This is a genomic window from Streptomyces solincola (assembly GCF_002982015.1).
Taxonomy (GTDB): Bacteria; Actinomycetota; Actinomycetes; order Streptomycetales; family Streptomycetaceae; genus Streptomyces; species Streptomyces solincola.
Window position 1 is genome coordinate 1 of the sequence record NZ_PVLV01000074.1, and the last position, 25,420, is coordinate 25,420.

Consider the following 25,420-nt stretch of genomic DNA (forward strand, 5'->3'; position numbering starts at 1 on the left):
CTCCCCCCCTGCCGGAGACGCGCTGACGCGGAGCCGCCCGCGTCGCCACTCCCGGCGGATGAGGATCCGCGCACGCCACCCTGCGCAGATAAACGGACATATCGCCCACCACTTGCTACGTTCCCGGCATGACCGCCACCGGGCCCGCCGGCCGCCCCACCGGAAACCCCGCCGCCGTGTCCGGTGGGGCGGGTGGGCGGCGCGGGGTGGAGCTGTGCCTGCTCGTCGGCGCGGTGCTGATCTCCGTGTACGGCTATGTCGCCGTGGGGCTGGCGCACGACGGGGCGGTGCCGCCGGACGCGGCCGGGTACGGGGCCGGGCTCGGGCTGCTGGCGCTGCTGGCGCACGGCGCGGTCCGGGTGCGCGCCCGCCACGCCGACCCGCTGCTGCTGCCGATCGCGGTGCTGCTCAACGGCCTCGGCCTGGTGCTGATCTACCGGCTGGACCTGGAGACCCCCGGCGACCGGGCCGCGCCCGCCCAGTTGGTGTGGTCCACGCTCGGCGTCGGGCTGTTCATCGCGGTGGTGGCGGCGCTGCGCGACCACCGCACGCTCCAGCGGTACGCGTACGTCTGCGGCGCGGCCGCGCTGCTGCTGCTCGCCGCGCCGATCGGCTTCCCCGAGGTGAACGGGGCCCGGATCTGGATCCGGTTCGGGCCGCTGTCGTTCCAGCCGGGCGAGTTCGCCAAGGTGCTGCTGGCCGTCTTCTTCGCCGCCTATCTGGCCGCCAACCGGGACGCGCTGGCCGCGCGCGTGCACCGGAGCGTGCCGGTGCTGGCCGGCGGCGCGGCCCGGGAGCGGCGGATGCGGCTGCCGGCCGGCCGGGTGCTCGGACCGGTGGTGACCATCTGGCTGGTCAGCGTGGGGGTGCTGGTGTTGGAGCGGGACCTCGGCACGTCCCTCCTCTTCTTCGGGATGTTCGTGGTGGTGCTGTACGCGGCGACCGGGCGGGCGAGCTGGGTGGCGATCGGGCTGCTGCTGGCCTCGGCCGGCGCGTTCGCCGTCGGCAGCGTCGAGCCGCATGTGCACGGCCGGGTGGAGGACTGGCTGCACCCCTTCGCGTCCATCGAGGCGGGCCGGGGGCCGGACCAACTGGCCCAGTCGCTCTTCGCGTTCGCCGCCGGCGGGATGCTGGGCGCGGGGCTCGGCCGGGGCGAGTCGGTGCTCATCGGCTTCGCCGCCAAGTCCGACTTCATCCTGGCGACCGCCGGGGAGGAGCTGGGACTGGTCGGGCTGACCGCGCTGTTCCTGCTGTACGCGCTGTTCGTGGCGCGCGGCTACCGCACCGCGCTGTCGCTGCGCGACCCGTTCGGACGGCTGCTGGCCACCGGGCTGGCCACCGTCCCGGCGCTCCAGGTGTTCGTGATCGCGGGCGGGGTGATGGGGCTGATCCCGCTGACCGGGATGGCGATGCCGTTCCTGGCGCAGGGCGGCTCGTCGGTGGTGACCAACTGGATCATCGTGGCGCTGCTGGTGCGGGTCAGCGACTCGGCCCGCGCCCCGGATCCGCCGCCCACCCTCGCCGGCCTCCCCGACCGGGTGCCCGCGGGGGAGGTCCCGCGGTGATCCCCTGCATCCGGCGCGCCGCCGCGCTGTGCCTGCTGCTGCTGGCCGCGCTGCTGGTCAACGCCGTCCGGGTGCAGCTCGTCGACGCGCCCGAGCTGGACCGCAACCCGGCCAACCGCCGCCCCGCGCTGGCCCGTTACGCCGAACCGCGCGGGGACATCCTGGTCGGCGGGCGGCCGGTCACCGGCTCCCGGGACACCGGCGGGAGGCTGCGGCACGAGCGGACCTACACCGACGGGCCGCTGTACGCGCCGGTCACCGGCTACGCCTCGCAGACCTACGGCACCACCCTGCTGGAGCACACCGAGGACGGCATCCTGGCCGGGACCAGCGCGATGCTCACCGCGCTGCCGCTGTGGCGCGACCTGAGCCGGTTCCGGCCGCCCGGCGGGACCGTCCACACCACCGTCCGCGAGCAGCTCCAGCGCATCGCGTACGAGGGGCTGCGCGGCAAGCGCGGCGCGGTCGCCGCGCTCGACCCGTCCGACGGCCGGATCCTCGCCCTGGTGACCAGCCCGTCCTACGACCCCTCGGTGCTCTCCGGCACGGGGAAGGCGGCGAGCGGGGCGTGGGCGCGGCTGAACGCCCGTACCGACCAGCCGATGCTCAACCGGGCGCTGCGGCAGACGTATCCGCCCGGCTCCACCTTCAAGATCGTGACGGCGGCGGCGGCGCTGGAGTCGGGGGCGGTGGAGGACCCGGACGCCCCGAGCGGCGTCCCCGAGCCGTATCTGCTGCCGGGCACTCGCACCCGGCTGCCGAACGAGGCGGCCGGCTGCGGCGACGCCTCCCTCGCCTACGCGGTCCGCTGGTCGTGCAACACGGTGATGGCGCAGTTGGGGGTGCGGGTGGGCCTGGCCGGGATGCGGGAGGCGGCGGGCCGGTTCGGCTTCAACGACGCCTCGCTGCGGGTGCCCTCGGCGGTGGCCCGCTCCAATTTCGACGACGACCTGACCGTGGACCGCCTGGCGCTGTCGTCGATCGGCCAGTACGACACCCGGGCCACCCCGCTCCAGATGGCGATGGTGGCGGCGGCGGTCGCGCACGAGGGCGAGATCGCCCACCCGTACCTGGTGGAGCGGACCACGACGGCCGACGGCGACACCGTACGGCGGCATGTGCGCACCTCGTACCGGCGGGCGATGAGCCCGTCGACCGCCCGGGTGCTCCAGCGGCTGATGGTGGAGGCGGTGGAGCGCGGCTCCGGCAAGCGGGCGGCGATCCCGGGCGTGGTCGTCGGCGGCAAGACCGGCACCGCCCAGCACGGCATGGACAACATCGGCACCCCGTACGCCTGGTTCATCGGCTGGGCGAAGCGCCCGGACGAGGTCCGCCCGGCGGTGGCGGTGGCGGTGGTGGTGGAGGACGCGGCGGCCAAGCGGCAGGACATCAGCGGCGGCGGCAGCGCGGCCCCGATCGCCCGGGCGGTGATGGCGGCGGCGCTGGGCGACCGCTGACGAGCCCTCGCGGAGGGCGGGTTTCAGCCGATCGGGGTGCGGACCTCCGCGCGTATCGCCACGGTCCGCTCCGCCGCCTCCGCCAGGTCGAAGTCGCCGGCCTGGGCGTCGGTCGCGGCGGTGTCCATGAAGGCCACGCCGGCGACGGTGTTGGCGTCGCCCCAGGCGCACATGGGGAACAGCACGGGCGAGCCGTCCGCTCCCTCGGCGGACAGCACCGCGCACTCGATGGCGGTGTCGGAGCCGGTCGGGGTGACGTCCTCGGCGGGCTTGGCCACGGTGGCGTTCTCGGCGGTGGCCGCGCCCCGCAGCACCGAACCCCGCTCCAGGTGGGGCTTCTTGACCTGCCCGTGGAACCCGGAGAGGACGATGACCTTGCCGCCCTGCTCGCCCTGGGCGGTGTACTGGCCGATCGCGGCGCCGTCCGCCCGGGTGTCGGCGGAGGTCTTCCCGGTCAGGGCCGCGCCCTCGGTGCCGCTGAGATCCTGGAGCAGCGTGTACTCGCCGTCCAGCAGGGACTTGGGCACGGTCAGCTTGTACTCGGCCTTCGGGAAGGCCCCTGAGGAGGACACTCCGCCCACCCCGTCGGCGATCGACTTCACGCCGTAGCCGAGGGCGCCCAGCACCACCAGTCCGCCGATGACCAGCAGCGCCACCGTGCCGCCCCGCCCCTTGCGCGGCGGCGGCTGCTGTCCGTAGGGCCCCGGGTGCCCGTACCCGTGGCCCACCGGCTGCGGCTGCCCGTAACCTCCGGGCTGGGGCTGACCGTGCCCCCCGGGCTGGGGCTGCCCGTAACCTCCGGGCTGGGGCTGACCGTGCCCCCCGGGCTGGGGCTGCCCGTAACCTCCGGGCTGGGGCTGACCGGCGGGGTACGGGCCGTAGGGGCCGGTCGGCTGATGGGGCGGCGGAGGCGGCATGCTCATGCCGTCAGGTTATGTGACGGGGCGGCGCGCCTGACCTCACCCGTCCGAGTGGACGCCGCACAGGCATTGACGCGCTTGCTGACGGGCAGTCTTATAAGAGGTGACCGCTGGTAACGCGACTCGACGCGAGGTGCCTTCGACATGACCGCCGTGACCGAACGGGACGTCCGCCTGCTCAGCGACGCACTCGGGCCGCTCCGGGACCGCGAGCAGGTCGCGGCCCGCCTGCTGGAGGCGTCCGCCAAGCACTCCTTCGACCCGGACAAGGACCTGGACTGGGACACCCCGCCCGAGCCCGACAAGTGGTCCTGGCCACCGGAGCTGGTCTCCCTCTACGGCACCCCGCTGTGGCGGCGGATGTCCGAGGAGCAGCGGATGGACCTGGCCCGGCACGAGGCCGCCTCGCTCGCCTCGCTGGGCATCTGGTTCGAGATCATCCTGATGCAGCTGCTGGTCCGCCACATCTACGACAAGTCGGTGACCAGCAACCACGTGCGCTACGCGCTCACCGAGATCGCCGACGAGTGCCGGCACTCGATGATGTTCGCCCGCATGATCCAGTACGGCGGCGCCCCGGCGTACCAGGTGCCGCGGGTCTACCACAACCTCGCCCGGGTCCTGAAGACGGTCTCCACCACCCCCGGTTCGTTCGCCTCGACCCTGCTCGGCGAGGAGATCCTGGACTGGATGCAGCGGCTCACCTTCCCCGACGAGCGGGTGCAGCCCCTGGTGCGCGGGGTGACCCGCATCCACGTCGTGGAAGAGGCCCGGCACGTGCGCTACGCCCGCGAGGAGCTGCGCCGCCAGATGGTCACCGCCCCGCGCTGGGAGCAGGAGCTGACCAGGCTGAGCTGCGGGCAGGCCGCGCAGGTCTTCTCCGTCTGCTTCATCAACCCGCAGGTGTACGAGAACGTGGGCCTGGACCGCCGGGAGGCGCTGGCCAACGTCAAGGAGAGCGGCCACCGCCGGGAGGTCATGCAGTCCGGCGCGAAGCGGCTGACCGACTTCCTGGACGACATCGGCGTGCTGCGCGGTCCGGGCCGCCGGATGTGGCGCAGGTCCGGGCTGCTGGCCTGACCCGCTCCCCCTCCCCCGGACCGGGGTTACGCTGCGGACATGACCAGTGCCGCCACCCCCGCCTACCGCCGGCTCAGCGTGCAGGAGCGCCGCCGGCAACTGCTCGGGGTGGCGCTGTCCCTCTTCGCGCACCGCCCGCCCGAGGAGGTCTCGCTCGACGTCGTCGCCGAGGCGGCCGGGGTGTCGCGCCCGCTGGTCTACCGCTACTTCCCCGGCGGCAAGCAGGAGTTGTACGAGGCGGCGCTGCGCTCGGCCGCCGACCGGCTGGAGCTGTGCTTCGCCGAGCCGCCCGCCGGGCCGCCCACCGAGCGGCTGACCCGGGTGCTCGACCGCTACCTCGCCTTCGTGGACGAGCACGACGCCGGCTTCAGCGCCCTGCTGCGCGGCGGCAGCGTGGTGGAGACCTCCCGGACCACCGCCATCGTGGACGGGGTGCGCCGGGCCGCCGCCGGGCAGATCCTGCTCCACCTGGGCGTCCCCTCCCCCGGCCCGCGCCTGCGGATGATGGTGCGCACCTGGATCGCCTCGGTGGAGGCCGCCTCCCTGATCTGGCTGGACGAGGGCAAGCCGCCACCGGTCGCCGCCCTGCGCGGCTGGCTGGTGGACCATCTGGTGGCGCTGCTCACCGCGACCGCGGCGACCGACCCGGAGACGGCCGCGGTGCTGGCCGCGCTGCTCGCCCGGGAGTCGCCGGACGGCCCGGTCGGCACCCTGGCCCGGCGGGTGCTCCCCGTCGTCGCCGACGGCGCCCGCCTGCTGTGACGCGGGAGGGGTGACACTGGAGGGGTGCGAAGCGAGAACACGCCCTTCCGTGGCGGCCCCTTGGACGGCCGGGTCCTGCCGGTGCTGACCGGGCCCACCGGCCACCCGCCGGCCTGGTACACCGTGCCCGTGCCCGCCGAGGACGGCGGCCCGCCCACCGTGCTCGCCTACCGCCGGGTCCCGGCCGGCCACACCCGCCGGCTCGGGCTGCGCCGGGGCTGGACGTACGAGTACGCCCCCGAAGGGCGCCCACCGAGGGAGATCCGCTGGCCCTGGTCGAAGCCGAAGGACGGCGGCCCGGGCGGAGGGTCCGGCGGGGCCCCGCGGGAGTGACCGCCGTGGGCCGGACGGCGTAGTCCCGAGCCGGTCATATGATCATCCGCCGCCTTCGCGCGCATCATCCGTGCGGAGGTGGTGACGTCATGCCAGGAAGGCTGCTGCGGGCGGTCTGCGCGCTCGCGCTGGCGGCGACCCTGCCGGCCGTCCCCGCGACGGCGACCCCCCGGATGCCGGAACCGGAACCGGCGGCGACGGCCGGCGCTCCCTCGGGGGCGGCGGCCGGGCCGGAGGGTCCGGAGGCGGAGACCGGGCCGGAGGGTCCGGACGCCGGCACGGAGCCGGAGGGTGCGGACGCGGGCACGGAGCCGGAGACCGGGCCGGAGGGTCCGGAGGCGGAGGGCACGGGCACGGCGGCGGGCGCCGGGGCGCCCCTGGCCGCGCCCGGCACCGTCGCCGGGATGCTGGGGAGGCTGCGCACGCTGTACCAGCAGGCCGAGGAGGCCACCGAGGCGTACAACGCCGCCGAGGAGGAGCTGAAGACGCTCGGCGGGCAGACCCGCGCGCTCAGCGGCGACCTCGCCCGCACCCGGGAGGCGCTGGCGCGCGGCCGGGCCGAGGCGGGCAGGCTGGCCCGGGCCCAGTACCAGGGGCGGACCGTCCTCCCTGACGCGCTGCGGCTGCTGTTCTCCCGCGACCCCGACCGGGCGATGACCCAGAACCACGTGGTGCGGCGCGCCGCCCGGGAGCGGGCCGCGCTGGTCAGGCGGCTGACCAGCGGCGAGAAGCGGGCCGGGGAGCTGGCCACCGCCTCCCGTACCGCCCTGGACCGGGAGCGGGCGCTCGCCGCCCGGCGCCGGCAGGCCAGGGACGCGGTCACCGCGAGGCTGCGCGAGGTCGAGGGGACGCTCGCCGGGCTGTCGCCCGAGCAGGTGGCCGAGCTCGCCACCCTGGAGTCCGCGCAGACCGCGGGCGCCCAGCGGGCCCTGGTGGACGCCGGGGAGCTGGACCCGGACAGCGGGGCCGCCCCCTCGGCGACGGGCGCCCGGGCGGTGGCCTACGCGGCCGAGCAGCTCGGCAAGCCCTACCTGTGGGGCGCGGAGGGGCCCGGCTCGTTCGACTGCTCCGGGCTCACCTCTTCGGCCTGGGCCGCCGCGGGCCGGGCCATCCCGCGCACCAGCCAGCAGCAGTGGCGCACCCTGCCCCGGGTGCCGCTGCGCTCGCTGCGCCCGGGCGACCTGGTGGTCTACTTCCCCAAGGCCACCCATGTGGCGCTCTACCTGGGCGACGGCAAGGTCATCCAGGCGCCCCGCCCCGGCGGCCGGGTCAAGGTCTCGCCGCTGGCGGCGAACCCGCTGCTCGGCGCCGTACGCCCGGATCCGGCGGACCTGCCGCTGGCCGGCTACGCCGCGCCGGAGCTGCCGGCGGGCGCGGCCGACGGCTCCGACGCCGGATACGACGGCGGCCCCGTCCGGGGCTGAGGGGGGGCGTCAGTTCGCGGGGGCGACCGAGGCCAGATAGGCGGCGGCCTTGTCCGGCTCGTAGAAGAAGTCCTCGAAGTCGCCGGGGTCGTTGAAGCCGTTGGCGAACCGGTCGGCGACCGGCGGGAGCTGCCCGGCCGCGCCGATGAGGTTCAGCACGTGCTCCGGCGGGACGCCCAGCATGGCGTTGGTCCACTTGGTGACGTGCCGGGCGGTGTCCCAGTACCGGTCGAACGCCGCCCGCATCCACGCCTCGTCGAACGGGGCGTCGCCGTGCGCGGTGATGGAGTCCAGGTAGGAGGCGGCGCACTTGGACGCCGAGTTGGAGCCCTGGCCGGTGATCGGGTCGTTGGCGACGACGACGTCCGCGACGCCGAGGACCAGCCCGCCGCCGGGCAGCCTGCCGACCGGGTTGCGCACGGTGGGCGCGTACCGGCCGGCGAGGGTGGAGCCGGCGTCGGTCAGCTCGACCTTGGTGGCCCGGGCGTACTCCCAGGGCGTGTAGCGCTCCATCAGCTCCAGCGTCAGCGCCAGGTGCTCGGAGGGGTCGGTGACGCCCCGGAAGACGTCCAGCGGGCCGCCGGGCAGGCCCTCCCAGAACAGGATGTCGGCCCGGCCGCCGACGGTCAGGGTCGGCATCACGAACAGCTCGCCGACGCCCGGCACCAGGTTGCAGCGGACCGCCTCGGTGTCCGGGTGCTCGGGCCGCGGGCCGAGCCCGTGCACGTACGACACGGCCAGGGCGCGCTGCGGCTCGCGGTACGGCGAACGGGCCGCGTCCCGCTCGAACAGCGACACCAGCTCGCCCTTGCCGGCCGACACCAGCACCAGGTCGTAGGTGCGGGCGAAGTAGTCCAGGTCGGAGACGGCCGCGCCGTGCACCACGAGCTGGCCGCCGCGCTGGGTGAACACCTCCATCCAGCCGGCCATCTTGACCCGCTGGTCCACGGACTGGGCGAAGCCGTCCAGCCTGCCGAGCCAGTCGACGGCCCGGGCGCCGTCGGGTGCGGCGACGGAGACGCCCAGGCCCTCGATCCGGGGCGCCTGGTCCTCCCAGAAGTTCAGGCCGAGGTCGCGCTCGTGCTGGAGGGCGGTGTGGAACATGCACTGCGTGGACATCACCCGGCCGGACCGGACCTCGTCGGCGGTGCGGTTGGACATCAGGGTGACCTCGTAGCCCCGCGACTGGAGTCCGAGGGCGAGCTGGAGCCCGGACTGCCCGGCTCCGACGACGAGTATCTTCCGCATCGCGGTCGTTCTCTTTCTCTGCTGCTGGTGGGGAGGGGTGCTGCCGGGAAGCTGCCCGGAGCTATGCGGGGGTGGTCTCCAGGGCGCGGGCGACGAGCGCGAGCAGCGCCTCGACCACGGTGGCCTTCGACCGGGCGTCCATGAGCACGATCGGCACCCGCGGCGGGACGGTGAGCGCCTCGCGCACGTCCTCGGCCGCGAACAGCTCGCTGCCGTCGAAGTGGTTGACGGCCACCACGTACGGCAGCCCGCAGCTCTCGAAGTAGTCGAGGGCGGGGAAGCAGTCGGTGAGCCGGCGGGTGTCGGCCAGCACCACCGCGCCGATCGCGCCGCGCACCAGGTCGTCCCACATGAACCAGAACCGCTGCTGACCGGGCGTACCGAACAGGTACAGCACCAGGTCGTCGTCGAGGGTGATCCGGCCGAAGTCCATCGCCACCGTGGTGGTGGTCTTGCCGGGCACCCCGGTGAGGTCGTCGGTCTCCTCGCTCGCCCGGGTCATCAGCGCCTCGGTCTGGAGCGGGGTGATCTCGGAGACGGACCCCACGAAGGTCGTCTTGCCGACGCCGAAGCCGCCCGCGACCACGACCTTGGTGGCCAGCGGCGCCCGGGTGTGGTCGAGCTGCCAGGGCTGCTCGCCGTCGTCGGGCACGGGGTCGACGTCGTCCCCGGGGCGGTCCAGCGGCTGTATCTCAGAGACGGCGGAGGCCACTCAGCACCCTTTCCAGCAGCGCGCGGTCGGGCCGCCCGGCGCTGTGGCCGGTCCCGTACACGCGGATCCTTCCCTGGTCGGCGAGGTCGCTGAGGAGGACCCGGACCACGCCCAGGGGCATCCTCAGCCGCGCCGAGATCTCGGCCACCGTCCGCATCCGGCGGCACAGCTCCACGATGGCGCGGCTCTCCGGCATGCCCCGGGCGGCGGGGCGGTCGGCGGCCGGCGTCTCCAGCGCGGCGACCAGCGTCTCCACCAGCAGCACGTGCCCGAAGCGGGTCCGGCCGCCGGTCAGCGAGTACGGGCGGACGCGGGCGGGGCGCCGGTCGGCGCCGCGTACCGGCAGCCGGGGGGCGGCGGCGAAGGCCGCGCGCGCGGCGGACACGGCGCTCATCGGCCGTCCTCCCGTTCCGTCGACTCCATCGACTGGGCCAGCTCACCGCGGAGTTCGGGGGTCAGGACGTGTCCGGCCCGGCCGACGAACAGCGCCATGTGGTACGCCACGACGCTCATGTCGCAGTCCGGCGTGGCGTGCACGCCGAGCAGCGAGCCGTCGCTGATCGACATGACGAAGACGCTGCCCTCCTCCATGGCGACCATGGTCTGCTTCACCGCGCCGCCGTCCATCAGCTTGGCCGCGCCGATGGTGAGGCTGGCGATGCCGGAGACGATGGTGGCGAGGTCGGCGGTGGAGCCGCGCGGTCCGGCGGCGTCGCGGGACGGCAGCGGGCCGTCCGTCCGCTGCCCGCCCCGGCCGGTGTCCGCGGCGCGCGCGGTGGGCGGTCGGTCGTCGGCGCCGCCGTCGGGCACCGGGTCGGAGGAGAGCAGCAGCAGGCCGTCCGAGGAGACCACGGCGACCGAACGGACCCCGGGCACCTCCTCGACCAGGTTGCCCAGTAGCCAGTGCAGGTCTCTGGCCTCACGGCTCAGCCCGAACGTGGCGGTTCCCGTCGCTGTGCTGGTGCCGGTCGTCGCAGTCAACCGCGTGCCTCCTCGACTGTCTCCCCCGTCTCCTCGGCGCGCGCGCCCTGCGCACGTGCCGCTTCCCGGTGTACTGCTTCCTCCGTCTGCGGGCCGGTCCGGCCGGCCCCCTCGTGCGTCTCCGCCCGCTCGGCGGCGGCGATCTCCGCCTCGACGTCCCGCCGGCCGTCCTTGGCCCCCTGCTGGAACCCGCCCAGCCTGCGCCGCAGCGCCTCGGCGTCCACCCCGCCGGCGCGCCCGGCGGCCGGCGCGGACGGCGCGACCACCCGGGGCGTGCGCTTGGGCAGCCCCTTGTCGGTGACCCGCTCCCAGCGCGGCTCGTGCGGGCGGCGGTGCTCGTCGTGCTCGGCCGGGGCGGGCTCGTCATCGGCGGCGTCGCTCGCCTCCGCCGTCGTCGGCTCCCGATCCGGCTCCGGCTCCGGCTCTGCCTGTGCGTGCGTCTCGTCCGCCGCCTCGGAGTCGGCCGCCACGGGGTCGGAGGCCGGGCGGGGCAGCCGGACCTGGAGCGTCGTCTCGCCGGCGACGGGCTCCGCGTCCTCGGGCGCGTCCTCGGGCGCCTCCTCGACCGTCGCCTCGGGCTCCTTGGACGGCGGCGTCTCCTGGCGGTCGCGGGCGCCGGGCAGGGCGTTGGAGTTGGCTTCGGCGGTCGAGCCGGGCAGGTTGAGCGGCGGCCCGGTGACGGTCTCGACGGGCGGGGCCTCGGCGAGCAGCGCGGGCGGCAGGACGGCGAGCGCGATCAGGCCGCCGCCCTGCTCCGGGGCGCGCAGCTCCACCCGTACGCCGTGCCGGGCCGCGAGCAGCGCGGTGACCCGCATCCCCAGCCCCGTACCGCCGTCCGCACCGGCGTCCGCGCCTGGTTCGGCGAGGCGGGCGTTCAGCTCGGCGAGGCGCTCCGGCGGCGCCCCTATCCCGGTGTCCTCCACCGAGACGACGATCTCGCCGCTCTCCAGCGCCCGGGCGGAGAGCTGGGCCTTGGCTTCCGGCGGCGAGAACGAGGTGGCGTTCTCCAGCAGTTCGGCGAGCAGGTGGCTGAGGTCGTCGGCGGCGAAGCCGGCGATGTGGGCGTGCGGCGGCAGGGCCTGGATGACGACCCGCTCGTAGCGCTCGATCTCGCTGACCGCGGCGCGCGCCACGTCCACCAGCGGCACCGGGTCCTGGTGGGCGTGGTGGTGCTCGTGGCCGGCGAGGACCAGCAGGTTCTCGCTGTGCCGGCGCATCACGGTGGCCAGGTGGTCCAGCCTGAAGAGGGTGGCGAGCCGGTCCGGGTCCTGCTCGCGCTCCTCCATCTGCTCGATGACGCCGAGCTGGCGCTCGACCAGGCCGAGGGTGCGCAGCGAGAGGTTGACGGTGTCGGGCCGGCCGGAGTCCCGCAGCCGGGCCAGTTCGGCGGTGAGCGCCGCGATCTCGGCGGTGCGTTCGGTGGCGTCGGCGCGGTGCGCGGCCAGCTGGGCGGCGAGCGCCTCGCGCTCCGTCTCCGCGGCCTCGGCCCGCTTCCGGGCGGTCCGGGCGGCCCCCTGGAGCGGCTCGGGGGCGGGGGCGGGCTGCTGGGCGGCCGAGGCCCGCTCGGCGAGGACGGCGAGCTTGCCGTGCAGGGTGTTCAGCGACCGTACGACCTGGGCGAACTCGTCGTTGCGGCCGGTGAAGCGGACCGGCTCCTCGGCCTGCGGGGCGGGGGCCTCGGCGAGCCGGGCGGCGCCTCGGCGCAGGACGGACAGCGGCCGGGTGAGGCTGCGGGCGACGGCGGTGGAGATGGCGATGGCGAGCAGCAGCAGGACGCCGAGGGCGGCGACCCGCAGTTCCAGACCGGTGACGTCGTCGTCGCGCAGCCGTTCCATCCGGGCGATCTCGTCGGTGGCGAGCGCGGATTCGACGCCCCGCATCTGCTCGATCCGGGCGGTCAGCGCGGCGTCGAGCTTCTCGGGGTCGGTGGCGCGTTCGGCGTCGGTCAGCGCGGGGGCGTCGGTGAGGCGGGCGAGGAAGCCGTCGGCGGTGGTGACGTCGGGGCCGGTGACGGTGGCGGCGAGGCGTTCGCGGGCCGAGGCGGGCGCGGCCTGGCCGAAGTCGGCGAGCGCGGCCTGTTCCCGGACGCGGGACTGCTGGGCGGCGGTGGTGAGTTCGCCGCGGGTGCGGCCGGCGGCCTCGCCGGCCGGGTCGGGCGCGGGGACGAAGCGGCCGGTGGCGGGGTCGTAGACGGTCTGGCCGCTCTTCTCGCCGGGCGTGGCGAGCGCGGCGAGCAGCAGGCCGCGGGTGGCGGACGCCTGGTCGGCGGCCTGGCCGAGTTCGGCGAGGGCGCGGGCCCCGGAGCCGGCCTCAGCGGCGCGGGCCGGGACGCGGTCGGCCAGCTCGGCGGAGAGGGTCAGCAGCTTGCCGACGACCCTGGTGTACGCGCGGTGGGCGGCGGTGGCGGTGTCGTCGCCGGTGAGGGCGGTACGCCGGATGTCGCCGACGCCGGCCAGTTCGCGGCGCAGGTCGGCGGGGGCGGTCTCGCGAATCTCGCTGATCTGCCGGTCGACGCGGGCGCTGAGGGCCCGGTCCACGGCGGCGGGCCGCGCCGGTGCGCCCGCCTCGGCGGGCGGCTGCTCGCCACGGCCGGCGGCGACGTACGCGGTGACGTCGTCGCGCTCGTCGGCCAGGGAGTGGGCGAGGGTGACGGCCTGCCGGTTCAGTTCGGCGCGGGTGACCAGGGCCTGGGAGTCGTTGAGGTCCTGGGAGGCGGTGAGGAGCATGGGGGCGCCGGCGGCCAGGACGGTGAGGCCGGTGAGGGCGACTCCGATGACGAGCCGGCTCCGTACGCGCTTGCGGCGGCCGCCCGGTGCGTGGGGATCGCCGGGGGTGTCACTGCGCTTCTGCACCGATGCTCGCATTCCTGGAAACGAGAGGTGACGGCCGGTCACCACCGGGCGCTCACCTCTGGTACGGCTTCCGACCTTGGCAGCGCCGCCGCGGGGAACGCACGCGTCGGCCTCTTGGCCACCTGAACGAGTGAACAACACTCCGGAGTTGGCGAACAACTCGGGCGGGCGCCCGGCGCGCGGCCCGGCGCGCACGCGGGTTGAAAGTTCGTCGGGGGCTTTGGCAGGATGCGCGCCCGCATCCCGCCGGCTTCTGCCGGGTGCGCCCCGCCTGCCCGCCTGACCAGCCACGACCCCGCCGCCCGGGGCGGGACGGGGCGGGCGTCCCCCGGCGCCGGGGGTCTCCGGCAGACTGGCCCCCATGCATGCTGAGATCGCGTCGGCCCCGGCCGCGCCGGAACGGCCCAACGAGGACTGGGTGTCGGTGGCGGGTCCGGCGGACGGCCAGGGCGGTGCGCTGGTGCTGCTGGACGGGGTGACGCCGCCGCTGGACGACGACGGATGCGCGCACTCGGTGCCGTGGTTCGTCACCCGGCTGGGTGGCGCACTGACCGAACTGTCCACTTCGCGGCGCGACCTGACCCTGGCTGAGGTGCTGGCGGAGTCGATCCGGCGCACCGCGGACGCCCACCGCTCCACGTGTGACCTTTCTCACGTTCGCACGCCGCAGGCAACCGTGGTCGTCGCCCGCTGGGACGCGGTGGAGCTGGAGTACCTGGTGCTCGCCGACTCCGTGCTGCTGCTCCGGGCGCCCGGCGGCGCGGTCCGGGCCGTGCTGGACGACCGCCTGGCCCGCCTCCCCGCCTCGTCCCTCGTCTCCCACGCCGTCGTGGACTCCACCGTCCGCAACCGCGAGGGCGGCTTCTTCACCGCCGCCGCCGATCCCTCGGTGGCCGCCCGTGCGGTGACCGGCTCGGTGCCGCGGTCCGAGGTGGCGGCCCTGGCCGCGCTGAGCGACGGGGCCTCCCGCTGGACCGAGCTGTTCGCCGCCGGCGACTGGGCCGACTGCCTGGAGGTGCTGCGCACCGAGGGCCCCCGCTCCCTGATCGCCCGGGTCCGCGCCCTGGAGCAGTCCCCGCCCCTCCCCGTCCGCGGCAAGACCCACGACGACGCCACAGCGGCGTACGTCCAGTGGTGACCGTCCCCGCCCGGCCCCCTCAGTCCTCCGCGCCCGCGTTCAACTGGCGCAGCAGTCTGGCCAGTTCGGCGACCTCGGCGCGGTCCCAGCTCGCGAGCGTGCGCTTGTAGCGGGCGCGGCGGGCGTCGCGCACCCGGTGGAAGCGGGTGCGACCCTCCTCGGTGAGCCGGACCAGCGAGGCGCGCCCGTCGGCCGGGTCCGGGTCGCGGGCCACCAGCCCCAGGTCCTCCAGGGCGCGGAGCTGCCGGCTCATGGTGGCCTTGCCGACCCCGAAGTAGCCGGCCAGCGCCGTGGCCCGCTGGGTGCCGGCGTCGGCGAGCCGCACCAGCAGCCCGTACGCGGCCGGCTCCAGGTCCGGGTGCACCTCGCGGGCCATCTCGCCCGAGGAGGCCCGGGCCCGCCGCAGGAAGACCGCCAGCTCCCGCTCCAGCGCCAGGAACTCCTGCTCCCCCGCCGCCGCGCCCCGCCCCGTACCGCTCTCCCGCACCTCAGCACCCCTCGCACGCTCACGGCCCACCGGATGTGTCCCCGCCACGGACGACCGTCCCCGCGGCGCGGCCCCAGTATTTCCCAGCCGGGCCCCGGCCTTCACTCCGGCAGCGCGGCGGTGAGGTCCACCTCCACGAGCTGCCCCTCGTAGCCGAGCTGGGCGACGCCGAGCAGCGTGCTCGCGGTGGTGAACGCCTCGCCGATGACCGAACGCCTCAGCCGGCCCCAGGTCTCCGCGAGCACCGCCTGCCGGGGGCTGGCCACGTAGATCACCGACCGCACCACGTCCTGCGGCCGCGCCCCGACGGCCTCCAGCGCCTTCAGCGCGTTCGCCGCCACCTGCTCGACCTGCGCGTCGAGGTCTCCCTGCCCCACCACGGCGCCGCCCTCCCCGACCGGGCACTGCCCGGCCAGGTACGCGGTCCGCCCCGCCTCCACGACGGTGACGTGGTGGTAGCCGGGAGTGCCGTGCAGATTCTCGGGGTTGAGCCGGGCGATGCGCCCGCCGGAAGTCGCCATGCCCCGAGTCTGCCGTCCCCCCGGGCCCGGCGGTACCGGCTTTCCCGGACACGCCTGACCCCCGGCGCCGTCCGCCGGGGGTCAGGGGCAACAGGGGTTCTGCCGGTGGTCAGCCGCAGGCGCCCGCGGGGCGGGGGCGGGTGGCGAGGGTGGTCCAGCCGGTGGTGCCGTCGAGCCAGACGACCTGGGTGCCGGAGACGGCGGCCGGGGAGATCTGCTCGCCCCGGTTGCAGGAGACCCGCTCCTTGCGGGAGCCGTCGGTGGTGAACTGCCAGTTCTTCGGCAGGGTCTCGTTGCGCCAGGCGGTGTCGGGCACCGTGGCGTTGACGGTGACGGCGGTGTCGGAGACCGTCAGGTCGGACGGGATGAGGGCGGCGGGCTTGCCCTCGGCGGAGATGTCGTAGGGGTCGGAGCCGTCCAGGTCGGCGCGGCGGATGCCCATGCGGGCGTCGGCCGAGTCGGATTCGGTGAGCCAGAAGACGTGGGTCTTGTTCAGGCCGGTCTGGCCCAGGGTCTCGGGCTCGTCGAGCTGCTCGGCGAGGGTGGTGCGGCCGGTGGCCAGGTCGCGCAGCTCCACGCCGAGGCGGTAGGCGCCGGTGGTGGCGTCCGGGTAGAGCTTGGCGTAGGCGAGGCGGCCGGCGGCGACGGACGGCAGGGCGGTGAGGACCTCGTCGCTGTTGCCGTCGACGGCGGTGGGCTGCTTGTCACCGGGGCGCAGGTACTGCACGTGCCGGTCGAACAGGCCGAGGGTCTCGAAGACGACGGTGCCCTGGTCCACGCGGAGGCCGGAGACGTCGGCGGTGGTGGAGGAGAAGAGCTTCCTGACGGGGCCGCCGGCGATCGGGCGGGAGAGGATGTCGAGGCCGGCCTCGCCGTAGGCGGTCCAGACGACGGTGGCGCCGTCGGTGGCCGGGTTGACGTGGTAGCGGCCGTCGTTGGGGCTCATCAGCTTGGGCGCGCCGCGGCCGTCGGCGCGGCCGGCGTAGACGGAGTAGGGCTCGGTGCCGTCGTCGTTGGACTTGGCCGCGGTCCACCAGCCGCCGCCCGCCTGGACGGTGGAGCCGGTGGTGTTGAGCTTGCCGAACAGTTCGTCGGAGTCGACGCCGAGTGCCAGCTCCCAGTCGTCCACGATGCCGTGGGCGTTGAAGGAGCGCTTGGTGACGGAGATCTGCTTGGCGGTCGCGCCCACCTCCCTGGCGGCGGCGAGGACGGCGTTGCGGCCGTCGGTGAAGCCGTCCAGCGGGGTGAGGTAGGAGGTCAGCGCCTTGTAGACGATCTTGTCGGCGAGTTCGGCGCCGAGGTCCTGGCGCATGTCCCACAGCGCGCCGGAGAAGATGGTGGAGTTGAGGTGGACGCCGCCGTTGTCGGTGGAGAAGGTGACCCCGAGGAAGTCCTTGGAGGTCGTCGCCCCGTCGTTGAGGTCGCGCAGGGCGCAGGCGCGCGGTCCGCCGGTGCGGCACAGGTCCTCGCCGATGAGACCGGCGTCGGGGTGGTCCATCGGGGTGCCGGAGCGGTCCACGTCGATGGCGTTGCCCAGGTAGTCGGCGATCGCCTCGTTGAGGGCGCCGGACTGGCCGGCGTAGACGAGGTTCGCGGTGTTCTCCACCACGCCGTGGGTCATCTCGTGGCCGACCACGTCCAGGTCGGCCGAGAGCGGCCGGTAGGTCTCGTCACCGCCGCCGTACACCATCTTGGTGCCGTCCCAGAAGGCGTTGACGAACGGCATGCCCCACTCGGTCACGCCGACCAGGGATTCGACCGCGCCGCCGCGGCCGTCCAGGCCGTCGCGCCCGTGCCGCTGCTTGTAGTAGTCGTAGACCTGCCCGGCCGCCCAGTGCGCGTCCACCGCGCCGGACTCGGTGGCCTCCTTGCCGAACTCCGGGGTGGGCGAGGAGAACTCGGCCAGGCCCTCGGGCCAGGTGCCCAGCACCTCGTAGACGTCCTTGTCGCGGGCGTCCCAGGTGGTGAGGGAGTTCTTGCTGCTCGCGGCCATCCGGGCGTCGTCGGCCATCAGGTGGCGGCCGCCGGACTCGCGGACCTCCAGCGGGACGCGGGAGCCGTCGAGCCGGACGCCGGAGCCGGTCGCGGCGGCGGACGCGGGACCGGCGGCGGGCGCGGGACCGGCGGCGGGCGGCGTGCCGACCGCCGTGCGCTCGGGGGCCAGCGTCTTGATGCCGCTGAAGCTCAGCAGCGGGTAGCCGGCCCGGGCGTCCACGTAGACCTGCTGGAGGACGGGCGCGCCGGTCGCCGGGTGGGCCCCGCGCACGGTGACCTGGTAGGCGAGGACGCCCTCGCCGCGCGGGACGACGACGAGGCCGGCGGCGTCCCCGGTCAGCGGCGCGGCCTCCTCCTTGCGCACGCCCGGGGCGTTCTTCAGCGACAGCTTCGCCCCGCCGAGGCGCTCCATGGTGGCGGTGACCGCGCGGCGCACGGCGGTGGCCTCGTCCACGGCGGGCTTCACCCCGGTGGTGAGCCCGGTGAAGTACTTGCCGGAGGTGCCGGTGACGACCCGCTTGCCGTCCGCCTTCTCCATCCGGACCAGGTACTGGCCGCCGAGCACCGGCACCCCGCGGTGCTTCTGCTGGAGCCGGACCGTCTCCTCCGCGCCCTGCTTGAGGGTGCCCACGGGGGCGAGATCGCGCCCAGGTTCGGCGATCTTGTAGCGGTCCTCCTCGGCGGCCAGATGGGCCTTCGCCGCGTCCGCCGCACCGGCCTTCGCGTCCACCGCCTCGCGGATGCCGTCCACCAGGGACGGCGTGTCGGTCCGCGCTCCCGGGATGACGTCGATGGCCTCGGCGGGCGGCTCCACGGCCGCGGACGGGGTCGCCGCCCCGGCCGGCGCCGCCGTGATCAGCAGGCCCGCGGCGGCCAGCAGCGCCGCCGCCCTGGCCCCCGTCCGTATCCCGATCCCCGCCGTGTGCGTACTGGGTCTGCGCACAGTCCGTACCCCTCCCACGTGCTGGTCAGCCGTTCAGGTGGTCATGGCCATGCAAGCCGTGAGGCGTCGGCGCGACAACGGGCCGGCAGGGGTGAGAAGTGGACACGCGCACTTGTGAGGCGGTGCGGAGGCGGTGAGAATCCCCGGCATGATCCAGGGAGAACTGACCACTCTCGGCCTGGGCCGGACCGAGGAACGCGCGTACGCGGCACTGCTGCGCCACCGGGGGGACGGGGCGGAGGAGTTGGCGCGGAAGCTGGGGCTGCCGCGCCGACGGCTGGACGCGGCACTGGACCGGCTCGTACGGCACGGCTTCGCCAGCCCACCGGACGGCGGCGGCGGTGCGGACGGCCTGCCCCGCCCGGCCCAGCCCGCCGCCATCCGCTCGCTCATCCACCGCCGCCAAGCCGAACTGCACCTGCGCTCGGCGGAGTTGGAACGACTGCGGATGGCCGCGGAACGGCTGGAGCCGCCGGACGGCGGGGTCGGCGGCGGCGGTACGGAGCCGGTGACCGGCCCGGCCGCCATCGCCGAGCGGACGGCCCGGCTGCTGGCGGGCGCCCGGCAGGAGATCGCCGTGCTGGACCGCGCCCCCCACGCCGTACCGGCGGCGCGGCCGGGCCCGGGCGTGGCGGTGCGCGCGGTGCTCGCCCCCGGCGGCCCCGGCGGGCCGCCCGCCCTCGCGGGCCCCGGGGTGCGCACCGCCGCCGACGTCCCCGTACGCCTGCTGCTGGTGGACCGGCGCACGGCCCTGCTGCCGCCGGCCGACCCGGACGCCCCGGACGCCGCCGCGCTGCTGGTGCGGGAGGGGCTGCTGTGCACGGCGCTGCTGGGGCTGTTCGACTCGGTGTGGGAGCGGGCCGAGCCGCCCGGGGTGCCGGGCCCGGAGCGGGAGCTGCTGGCGCTGCTGGCGGCGGGCCTGAAGGACGAGGCCATCGCCCGCCGCCTCGGCGTGCACGTGCACACCGCCCGCCGCCGCATCAGCAGGCTGCTGGACACCCTCGACGCCCGTACCCGCTTCCAGGCGGGGGCACGGGCGTCGGTACGGGGGTGGCTGGAGGGCCCTTGAGGCCCTCGGGCGTCAGGCGGCCACCGGGGCCTCCGAGGCCGCAGCGGGGGCACCGGCCGTCGCCGGGGCCAGGGCCAGCTCCAGGACCTGGCGGACGTCGGTGACCGGGTGGACCTCCAGCGTGTCCAGGATCTCGGCGGGGACGTCGTCCAGGTCCGCCTCGTTCCGCTTGGGGATGACCACGGTGGTGATGCCCGCCCGGTGCGCGGCGAGCAGCTTCTGCTTCACCCCGCCGACGGGCAGCACCCGCCCGGTCAGGGAGACCTCGCCGGTCATCGCCACATCGGTGCGCACCAGCCGCCCGGAGAGCAGGGAGGCGAGCGCGGTCGTCATGGTGACGCCCGCGCTGGGGCCGTCCTTGGGCACCGCGCCGGCCGGGAAGTGGACGTGCACGCCCCGGTCCTTCAGCCCGGTGACCGGCAGTTCCAGCTCGGCGCCGTGCGAGCGCAGGAAGCTCAGCGCGATCTGCGCGGACTCCTTCATCACGTCGCCCAACTGGCCGGTGAGGGTCAGTCCGGCGGCCCCGGTCTCCGGGTCGGCGAGCGACGCCTCCACGAAGAGGACGTCCCCGCCGGCGCCGGTGACCGCCAGGCCGGTGGCCACCCCGGGCACGGCGGTGCGCCGCTCGGCCGGGTCCTGCGCGGACTCCGGTACGTGGTGGGGGCGCCCGATCAGCGCGCGCAGGTCGCCGGCGGTGAGGGTGGACGGCAGCTCCCGCTCGCCCAGTTCGCTCTGCGCGGCGACCTTGCGCAGCAGCCTGGCCAGGGAGCGCTCCAGGTTCCGCACGCCGGCCTCGCGGGTGTACTCGCCGGCCAGCCTGCGCAGCGCGCCCTCCTCCAGGGTCACCTCGCCGCCGGCCAGTCCGGCGCGCTCCAGTTGGCGGGGCAGCAGGTGGTTGCGGGCGATGACGACCTTCTCGTCCTCGGTGTAGCCGTCCAGCCGGACCAGCTCCATCCGGTCCAGCAGGGCCTCCGGGATGGCCTCCAGGACGTTTGCGGTGGCCAGGAACACCACGTCGCTGAGGTCGAGTTCGACCTCCAGGTAGTGGTCGCGGAAGGTGTGGTTCTGGGCCGGGTCGAGGACTTCGAGCAGGGCGGCCGCCGGGTCGCCGCGGAAGTCGGAGCCGACCTTGTCGATCTCGTCCAGCAGCACCACCGGGTTCATCGACCCGGCCTCCTTGATCGCCCGGACGATCCGGCCGGGCAGCGCGCCGACGTAGGTGCGGCGGTGGCCGCGGATCTCGGCCTCGTCGCGGACTCCGCCGAGGGCGACCCGGACGAACCGTCGCCCCATGGCGTGCGCGACGGACTCCCCCAGCGAGGTCTTGCCGACGCCGGGCGGGCCGACCAGCGCGAGGACCGCGCCGCCGCGCCGGCCGCCGACCACGCCCAGGCCGCGGTCGGTGCGGCGCTTGCGGACGGCCAGGTACTCGGTGATGCGCTCCTTCACGTCGTCCAGGCCGGCGTGCTCGGCGTCCAGCACGGCGCGGGCGCCGGGGATGTCGTAGCGGTCCTCGGTGCGCTCGTCCCACGGCAGCTCCAGGACGGTGTCCAGCCAGGTGCGGATCCAGGAGCCCTCCGGGGACTGGTCGCTGGAGCGCTCCAGCTTCTCGACCTCCTTGAGCGCGGCCTCGCGGACCTTCTCCGGCAGGTCGGCGGCCTCCACCCGGGCCCGGTAGTCGTCGCTCTCCTCGCCCTCGGCGTCGCCGTTCAGCTCGCGCAGCTCCTTGCGCACGGCGTCCAGCTGCCGCCGCAGCAGGAACTCGCGCTGCTGCTTGTCGACGCCCTCCTGGACGTCCTTGGCGATGGACTCGGCCACGTCCTGCTCGGCGAGGTGCTCGCGCAGCTGCTCGGTGGCGAGCCTCAGCCGGGCGACGGGGTCCTCGGTCTCCAGCAGGGCGACCTTCTGCTCCAGGGTGAGGAAGGGGGAGTAGCCGGCGTTGTCGGCGAGCGCGGAGACGCCGTCGATCTGCTGGACGCGGTCCACCACCTGCCAGGCGCCGCGCTTGCGCAGCCAGCTCGTGGCCAGCGCCTTGTACTCCTTGACCAGCTCGGCCACCGCGCCGGGCAGCTCGGCGGGCACGCTCTCCTCGATCTCCGCGCCCTCCACCCACAGGGCGGCGCCCGGGCCGGTGGTGCCGGCTCCGATCCGGACCCGGCTGCGCCCGCGCACCAGCGCGCCCGGGTCGCCGTCGGAGAGCCGGCCGACCTGCTCGACGGTGCCGAGCACTCCGGTGCCGGCGTAGGAGCCGCCGACCCGCGGCACCATCAGCACCCGGGGCTTGCCGGCCGAGGCCCCGGCGGTGCGGGCGGCGGCCTGGGCGGCCTCGACGGCGGCGCGCACGTCGGCGTCGGTCAGGTCCAGCGGCACCACCATGCCGGGGAGCACGACCTCGTCGTCGAGCGGCAGCACGGGCAGGGTGACGGCGGTGGCGGCGGTGGGCACGGACTCGGCGGACTCGGCCATGATCTCCCCTAAGGCATCCAAGTTGAGCTTGCTGGACTCAATAACGCTGTAGGAGCTCAATGCATGGCGGGGCGGTGATGTTCCCACCGCCACCCGTGTTCGCTGCGAGCGATCAAGAAAGCGGTGGCGCGGAGGGGTCGCCGTCTGCTTGTAATAGCCGCATGGACCGACAGACCATTACCGATATCTGGGTACGCGGGTGGGCGCTGTCCCGGGGCACGCCCGCACCCGTGGTCGAGCCCTGGGGGTACCGCATCGACGTCGGACTCCCGCGCCACGTCTTCCGGCACGTCCTGCCGGAACCCGACGGCCCGGCCGTGCGACACCTGTGCGAGACGGTGACCACCCCGCACGCCTGGCTGAAGGTGCTCGCCGGACCGGAGGACACCGCGCGCTGGATCACTCCGGGCTGGACGGTGCCGGACGACCCCGGCTTCATGATGACCCTCGACCTGCGCCCCGGACCGGCCCCGCGGCCGCCGCGCGGGTACGCCGTGCACGGCACGGAGGAGGACGGGGTGCTGCGGGTGCGGGTCCTCGGCCCGGACGGGTCGCTCGCCGCCCGGGGCCAGCTCGCCCGGGCCGGCGCCGGCCTCGCGGTGGTGGACCAGGTCGAGACCTCCGCCGAGCACCGCCGCCGGGGGCTGGGCAGCACCGTGATGCGCACCCTGGAGTCGGCTGCCGCGGCGGCGGGGACCACCCGGGCCGTGCTGGCGGCCACCACCGACGGCCGGGCGCTGTACGAGGCGGTCGGCTGGCGCTACCGCGCCCCGCTCACCGGGATCGTGCGCACCGGCTGACGGCCGCTCCGGGCGCGGTGCGCGGCGGCCCGGCGGACCAGCGGGCGGCAGGCCAGCCCGACCAGCAGCGCGATTGGGTGCCCCCAGTCGGTGAGCGGGTCGGCGAACTCGACCAGGTCGATCGCCAGCAGCACCGCCACCCAGCCGAGCACCAGCGTCCGGGTGAGAGGGGTGAGCAGCCAGGCCAGCGCACCGACGGAGGCCAGCAGGCCGAAGCTGACGCCGTAGTCCAGGCGGTGCAGCGAGGTGTGCGGCAGGTGTCCGGCCAGCACCGACAGGGCGACCGGGATCTCGGTGGCCAGGGTCGCCAGCACATGGCCCAGCACGAAGACGGCGGCCGTGCGCCGGCCGCCGATCCGCCGCTCCAGCGCGGTGAGCACGGCGACCAGCCCGGCGGCGTACGCGGAGAGCGGCCCGCCCGGCAGCCACAGCGCGCTGGCGAACAGCGCCCGCAGCGGGGCGCGCACCAGGTGGGCGGCGTCCGAGCTGGACGCCTGGAGCAGTCGGGCGACGGAGTCGGCGTCGCCGAGGCGGGCGTAGAGCGAGGTGAGGGCGAGCACGGCGAGGTAGCCGAAGGTGAACGGCGTCCGGCGCGGCGTGGGCAGCAGCCGCCCGAGCCGGACCGCGAGACGGCCGCGACCCTCGGCGTTTCCGCCGCCGGACGGGAGTCCGCGCACTCCGAGGGCCGGCTCGGCGCCGTCCGCCGGGGGGAGGCTCGCGGGCGCCCCGCAGGCCGGCTCGGCGCTCTGCACCGGGCCGGTGGTGCGGGTGAGGAGCTGGTGCACCGCGAGGCCGCCCTTCGGTCAGCCGGGCCCGCGCGCATGCCGTGGCGGGCCCACCGGCCGGGAACCTGCCCACGGAGGCCGTTCCATGCCGACCCGCGCTCATGATCTCCGTCACATCGCCGGGGCAGGGGCAACCCGGGCGCCGGTGGACGCGTCCGCCGCCGCCCGGCGAACCAGCGGCCTAGGGTGGCCCCATGGCTGTGACGACCGCGCCCGAGACGCCCGAGATGCCGCACGCACCCACACCTCCGCAGACGCTCGACCGGCGCGAAGGCCCGTACGGCGAGGTGGTGTTGCGCCGGCGCGGCCAGCACCTGGAGATCATCGCCAACGGGGTGTTCCTGATGGACACCTCCGACGGGCGCTCGGAGCGCAGGCTGGTCGAGGCGGCGCGCGACGCACTGGGCGCGCGGGCCCACCCGGCGGTGCTGATCGGCGGGCTGGGCGTGGGCTTCTCCCTGGCCCAGGCCGCCGCGGACCCCTGCTGGGGCCGGATCGCGGTGGTGGAGCGGGAGCAGGCGGTCCTGGACTGGCACCGGACCGGCCCGCTGGCCGCCGTCTCCGGTGAGGCGCTGGCCGATCCGCGCACCGTCCTCGTGCACGACGACCTCTCGGCGTATCTGCGCCAGACCCCGGACGGCTACGACGCGCTCTGCCTGGACATCGACAACGGTCCGGACTGGACGGTCACCGAGGGCAACAACTCCCTCTACTCCCCTGCCGGGTTGGCGGCCTGCGCGGCCCGGCTCAACCCGGGCGGGGTGCTGGCGGTGTGGTCCGCGCGGCCCTCCGCCGATTTCGAAGCCTCCTTGCGGAATGCCGGTTTCAGCGGGGTACGGACCGAAGAGATCCCCGTTGCCCGGGGCGTACCCGACGTGGTCCACCTCGCCGTTCGCCCTGCGTAGCCGGGACGCGGTCGGTGCCTTTACGCTGCTTGCCGGGCAGCCGCCTTCCCGGGCGCCCGTCGGCCGGAGTGCCGGCGGCGCCGTCGTCCCCGACGGCCGGGCCGGCGCCGCCCGGGTCACGGCACGGAACTACACGCTCGCGCAGGACGCGACAGGGGCGGGGCGATGGAGCAGACACACACCAGTCCGAACGGCACGGCGGCCGCGCCGGGCGCCGCCACCCAGCGCCGGGTGCTGGTCGTCGAGGACGACGGCACCATCGTCGAGGCGATCTCCGCCCGGCTGCGCGCCGAGGGCTTCCAGGTGCAGACGGCCACCGACGGGCCGGCGGCGGTGGAGGCGGCCGAGGCGTGGCAGCCGGACCTGATGGTGCTGGACGTGATGCTGCCGGGCTTCGACGGCCTGGAGGTGTGCCGCCGGGTCCAGGCGCAGCGCCCGGTGCCGGTGCTGATGCTCACCGCCCGCGACGACGAGACGGACATGCTGGTCGGTCTCGGGGTCGGCGCGGACGACTACATGACCAAGCCGTTCTCGATGCGGGAGCTGGCGGCCCGGGTGCACGTGCTGCTGCGCCGCATCGAGCGCGCGGCGCAGGCCGCGGCCACCCCGCGCAGCGGCATCCTGCGCCTGGGCGAGCTGGAGGTGGACCACGCGCAGCGCCGGGTGCGGGTGCGCGGCGAGGACGTGCACCTGACGCCGACCGAGTTCGACCTGCTGGTCTGCCTGGCGAACACCCCGCGCGCGGTGCTCTCCCGCGAGCAGTTGCTGGCCGAGGTGTGGGACTGGGCCGACGCGTCCGGGACGCGCACGGTGGACAGCCACATCAAGGCGCTGCGCCGGAAGATCGGCGCGGAGCGCATCCGCACCGTGCACGGCGTGGGCTACGCGCTGGAGACGCCCGCGCCGTGAACGGGACCGGGGCCGCGAGCGGGACCGGCGCCGGGACCGGCCCGCGCCGACGGGTGCTCGGCGCGTTC

At 75.5% G+C, this 25,420-nt stretch carries 22 protein-coding genes; 11 read left to right on the top strand and 11 right to left on the bottom strand.

Annotated features, from left to right (window positions below; genetic code table 11):
• The first annotated feature begins 128 nt into the window (after positions 1–128).
• Positions 129–1,565 (top strand): FtsW/RodA/SpoVE family cell cycle protein, encoded by a 1,437-nt coding sequence (locus tag C6N75_RS05500; RefSeq protein ID WP_105867705.1) that lies wholly within the window; start codon positions 129–131, stop codon positions 1,563–1,565.
• Positions 1,562–3,022 (top strand): penicillin-binding transpeptidase domain-containing protein, encoded by a 1,461-nt coding sequence (locus C6N75_RS05505; protein WP_105867706.1) that lies wholly within the window; start codon positions 1,562–1,564, stop codon positions 3,020–3,022. Before C6N75_RS05500 ends, C6N75_RS05505 begins: the two co-directional genes overlap by 4 nt.
• Before the next feature lie 23 nt (positions 3,023–3,045).
• On the opposite strand, the gene C6N75_RS05510 is transcribed toward C6N75_RS05505, so the two are convergent.
• Positions 3,046–3,750 (bottom strand): hypothetical protein, encoded by a 705-nt coding sequence (locus C6N75_RS05510; protein WP_105867707.1) that lies wholly within the window; start codon positions 3,748–3,750, stop codon positions 3,046–3,048.
• Between the two features lie 336 nt (positions 3,751–4,086).
• On the opposite strand from C6N75_RS05510, the gene C6N75_RS05515 reads away from it, so the two are divergent.
• From C6N75_RS05515 to C6N75_RS05530, 4 genes are all read left to right on the top strand, one after another.
• Positions 4,087–5,022, top strand: a complete 936-nt coding sequence (locus tag C6N75_RS05515) for an AurF N-oxygenase family protein (protein WP_105867708.1) — start codon at positions 4,087–4,089, stop codon at positions 5,020–5,022.
• 39 nt (positions 5,023–5,061) lie between these two features.
• Positions 5,062–5,784, top strand: a complete 723-nt coding sequence (locus tag C6N75_RS05520) for a TetR/AcrR family transcriptional regulator (protein WP_105867709.1) — start codon at positions 5,062–5,064, stop codon at positions 5,782–5,784.
• Positions 5,785–5,808: 24 nt separating this feature from the next.
• Complete coding sequence (locus tag C6N75_RS05525; protein WP_105867710.1) at positions 5,809–6,117, top strand: hypothetical protein; 309 nt, start codon at positions 5,809–5,811, stop codon at positions 6,115–6,117.
• Positions 6,118–6,206: 89 nt separating this feature from the next.
• Positions 6,207–7,541, top strand: coding sequence for a C40 family peptidase (locus C6N75_RS05530; RefSeq protein WP_181160353.1), 1,335 nt, complete (start codon positions 6,207–6,209; stop codon positions 7,539–7,541).
• 9 nt (positions 7,542–7,550) lie between these two features.
• Here the strand turns inward: C6N75_RS05530 and C6N75_RS05535 are convergent, their stop codons facing one another.
• From C6N75_RS05535 to C6N75_RS05555, 5 genes are all read right to left on the bottom strand, one after another.
• On the bottom strand, positions 7,551–8,789 hold the full coding sequence (locus tag C6N75_RS05535; RefSeq protein ID WP_105867712.1) for a styrene monooxygenase/indole monooxygenase family protein: 1,239 nt from the start codon (positions 8,787–8,789) through the stop codon (positions 7,551–7,553).
• Between the two features lie 61 nt (positions 8,790–8,850).
• The gene (locus C6N75_RS05540) at positions 8,851–9,480 is read right to left on the bottom strand and encodes a GTP-binding protein (protein WP_181160355.1); all 630 of its coding nucleotides are present in this window, start codon (positions 9,478–9,480) and stop codon (positions 8,851–8,853) included.
• Between the two features lies 1 nt (position 9,481).
• Positions 9,482–9,895 (bottom strand): DUF742 domain-containing protein, encoded by a 414-nt coding sequence (locus tag C6N75_RS05545; RefSeq protein ID WP_105867713.1) that lies wholly within the window; start codon positions 9,893–9,895, stop codon positions 9,482–9,484.
• Positions 9,892–10,482, bottom strand: a complete 591-nt coding sequence (locus C6N75_RS05550; protein ID WP_105867714.1) for a roadblock/LC7 domain-containing protein — start codon at positions 10,480–10,482, stop codon at positions 9,892–9,894. The genes C6N75_RS05545 and C6N75_RS05550 overlap by 4 nt, the downstream gene beginning before the upstream one ends.
• A complete protein-coding gene (locus C6N75_RS05555) occupies positions 10,479–13,346 on the bottom strand; it encodes a sensor histidine kinase (protein WP_105867715.1) in 2,868 nt (955 codons plus the stop codon). The genes C6N75_RS05550 and C6N75_RS05555 overlap by 4 nt, the downstream gene beginning before the upstream one ends.
• Positions 13,347–13,695: 349 nt before the next feature.
• Between C6N75_RS05555 and C6N75_RS05560 the strand changes: the two genes are divergently transcribed.
• On the top strand, positions 13,696–14,472 hold the full coding sequence (locus tag C6N75_RS05560) for a hypothetical protein (RefSeq protein WP_105867716.1): 777 nt from the start codon (positions 13,696–13,698) through the stop codon (positions 14,470–14,472).
• A 19-nt stretch (positions 14,473–14,491) separates the two neighbouring features.
• On the opposite strand, the gene C6N75_RS05565 is transcribed toward C6N75_RS05560, so the two are convergent.
• From C6N75_RS05565 to C6N75_RS05575, 3 genes are all read right to left on the bottom strand, one after another.
• Entirely contained in the window at positions 14,492–14,959 is a 468-nt protein-coding gene (locus tag C6N75_RS05565) for a MarR family winged helix-turn-helix transcriptional regulator (RefSeq protein ID WP_105867717.1), read from the bottom strand.
• Between the two features lie 101 nt (positions 14,960–15,060).
• Positions 15,061–15,480, bottom strand: coding sequence for a RidA family protein (locus C6N75_RS05570; protein WP_105867718.1), 420 nt, complete (start codon positions 15,478–15,480; stop codon positions 15,061–15,063).
• 109 nt (positions 15,481–15,589) lie between these two features.
• Entirely contained in the window at positions 15,590–18,418 is a 2,829-nt protein-coding gene (locus tag C6N75_RS05575; RefSeq protein ID WP_258177243.1) for a M4 family metallopeptidase, read from the bottom strand.
• Between the two features lie 148 nt (positions 18,419–18,566).
• On the opposite strand from C6N75_RS05575, the gene C6N75_RS05580 reads away from it, so the two are divergent.
• Positions 18,567–19,487: a TrmB family transcriptional regulator gene (locus tag C6N75_RS05580; protein WP_105867719.1), complete on the top strand. Its 921-nt coding sequence runs from the start codon at positions 18,567–18,569 to the stop codon at positions 19,485–19,487.
• 12 nt (positions 19,488–19,499) lie between these two features.
• On the opposite strand, the gene lon is transcribed toward C6N75_RS05580, so the two are convergent.
• Entirely contained in the window at positions 19,500–21,953 is a 2,454-nt protein-coding gene (lon, locus tag C6N75_RS05585; RefSeq protein WP_105867720.1) for an endopeptidase La, read from the bottom strand.
• Positions 21,954–22,114: 161 nt separating this feature from the next.
• Here lon and C6N75_RS05590 point away from each other — a divergent pair, with 161 nt between their 5' ends.
• Positions 22,115–22,753 carry a GNAT family N-acetyltransferase gene (locus C6N75_RS05590; protein ID WP_105867721.1) on the top strand — a complete coding sequence of 213 codons (639 nt, stop codon included), beginning with the start codon at positions 22,115–22,117 and terminating at the stop codon, positions 22,751–22,753.
• Here C6N75_RS05590 and C6N75_RS05595 read toward each other — a convergent pair.
• Positions 22,714–23,538, bottom strand: coding sequence for a rhomboid-like protein (locus C6N75_RS05595; RefSeq protein WP_181160354.1), 825 nt, complete (start codon positions 23,536–23,538; stop codon positions 22,714–22,716). The genes C6N75_RS05590 and C6N75_RS05595 overlap by 40 nt on opposite strands.
• A gap of 194 nt (positions 23,539–23,732) precedes the next feature.
• On the opposite strand from C6N75_RS05595, the gene C6N75_RS05600 reads away from it, so the two are divergent.
• Positions 23,733–24,443: a spermidine synthase family protein gene (locus tag C6N75_RS05600; RefSeq protein WP_407703195.1), complete on the top strand. Its 711-nt coding sequence runs from the start codon at positions 23,733–23,735 to the stop codon at positions 24,441–24,443.
• Positions 24,444–24,608: 165 nt separating this feature from the next.
• Positions 24,609–25,352 carry a response regulator transcription factor gene (locus C6N75_RS05605; protein WP_105867722.1) on the top strand — a complete coding sequence of 248 codons (744 nt, stop codon included), beginning with the start codon at positions 24,609–24,611 and terminating at the stop codon, positions 25,350–25,352.
• Positions 25,353–25,420 lie beyond the last annotated feature (68 nt).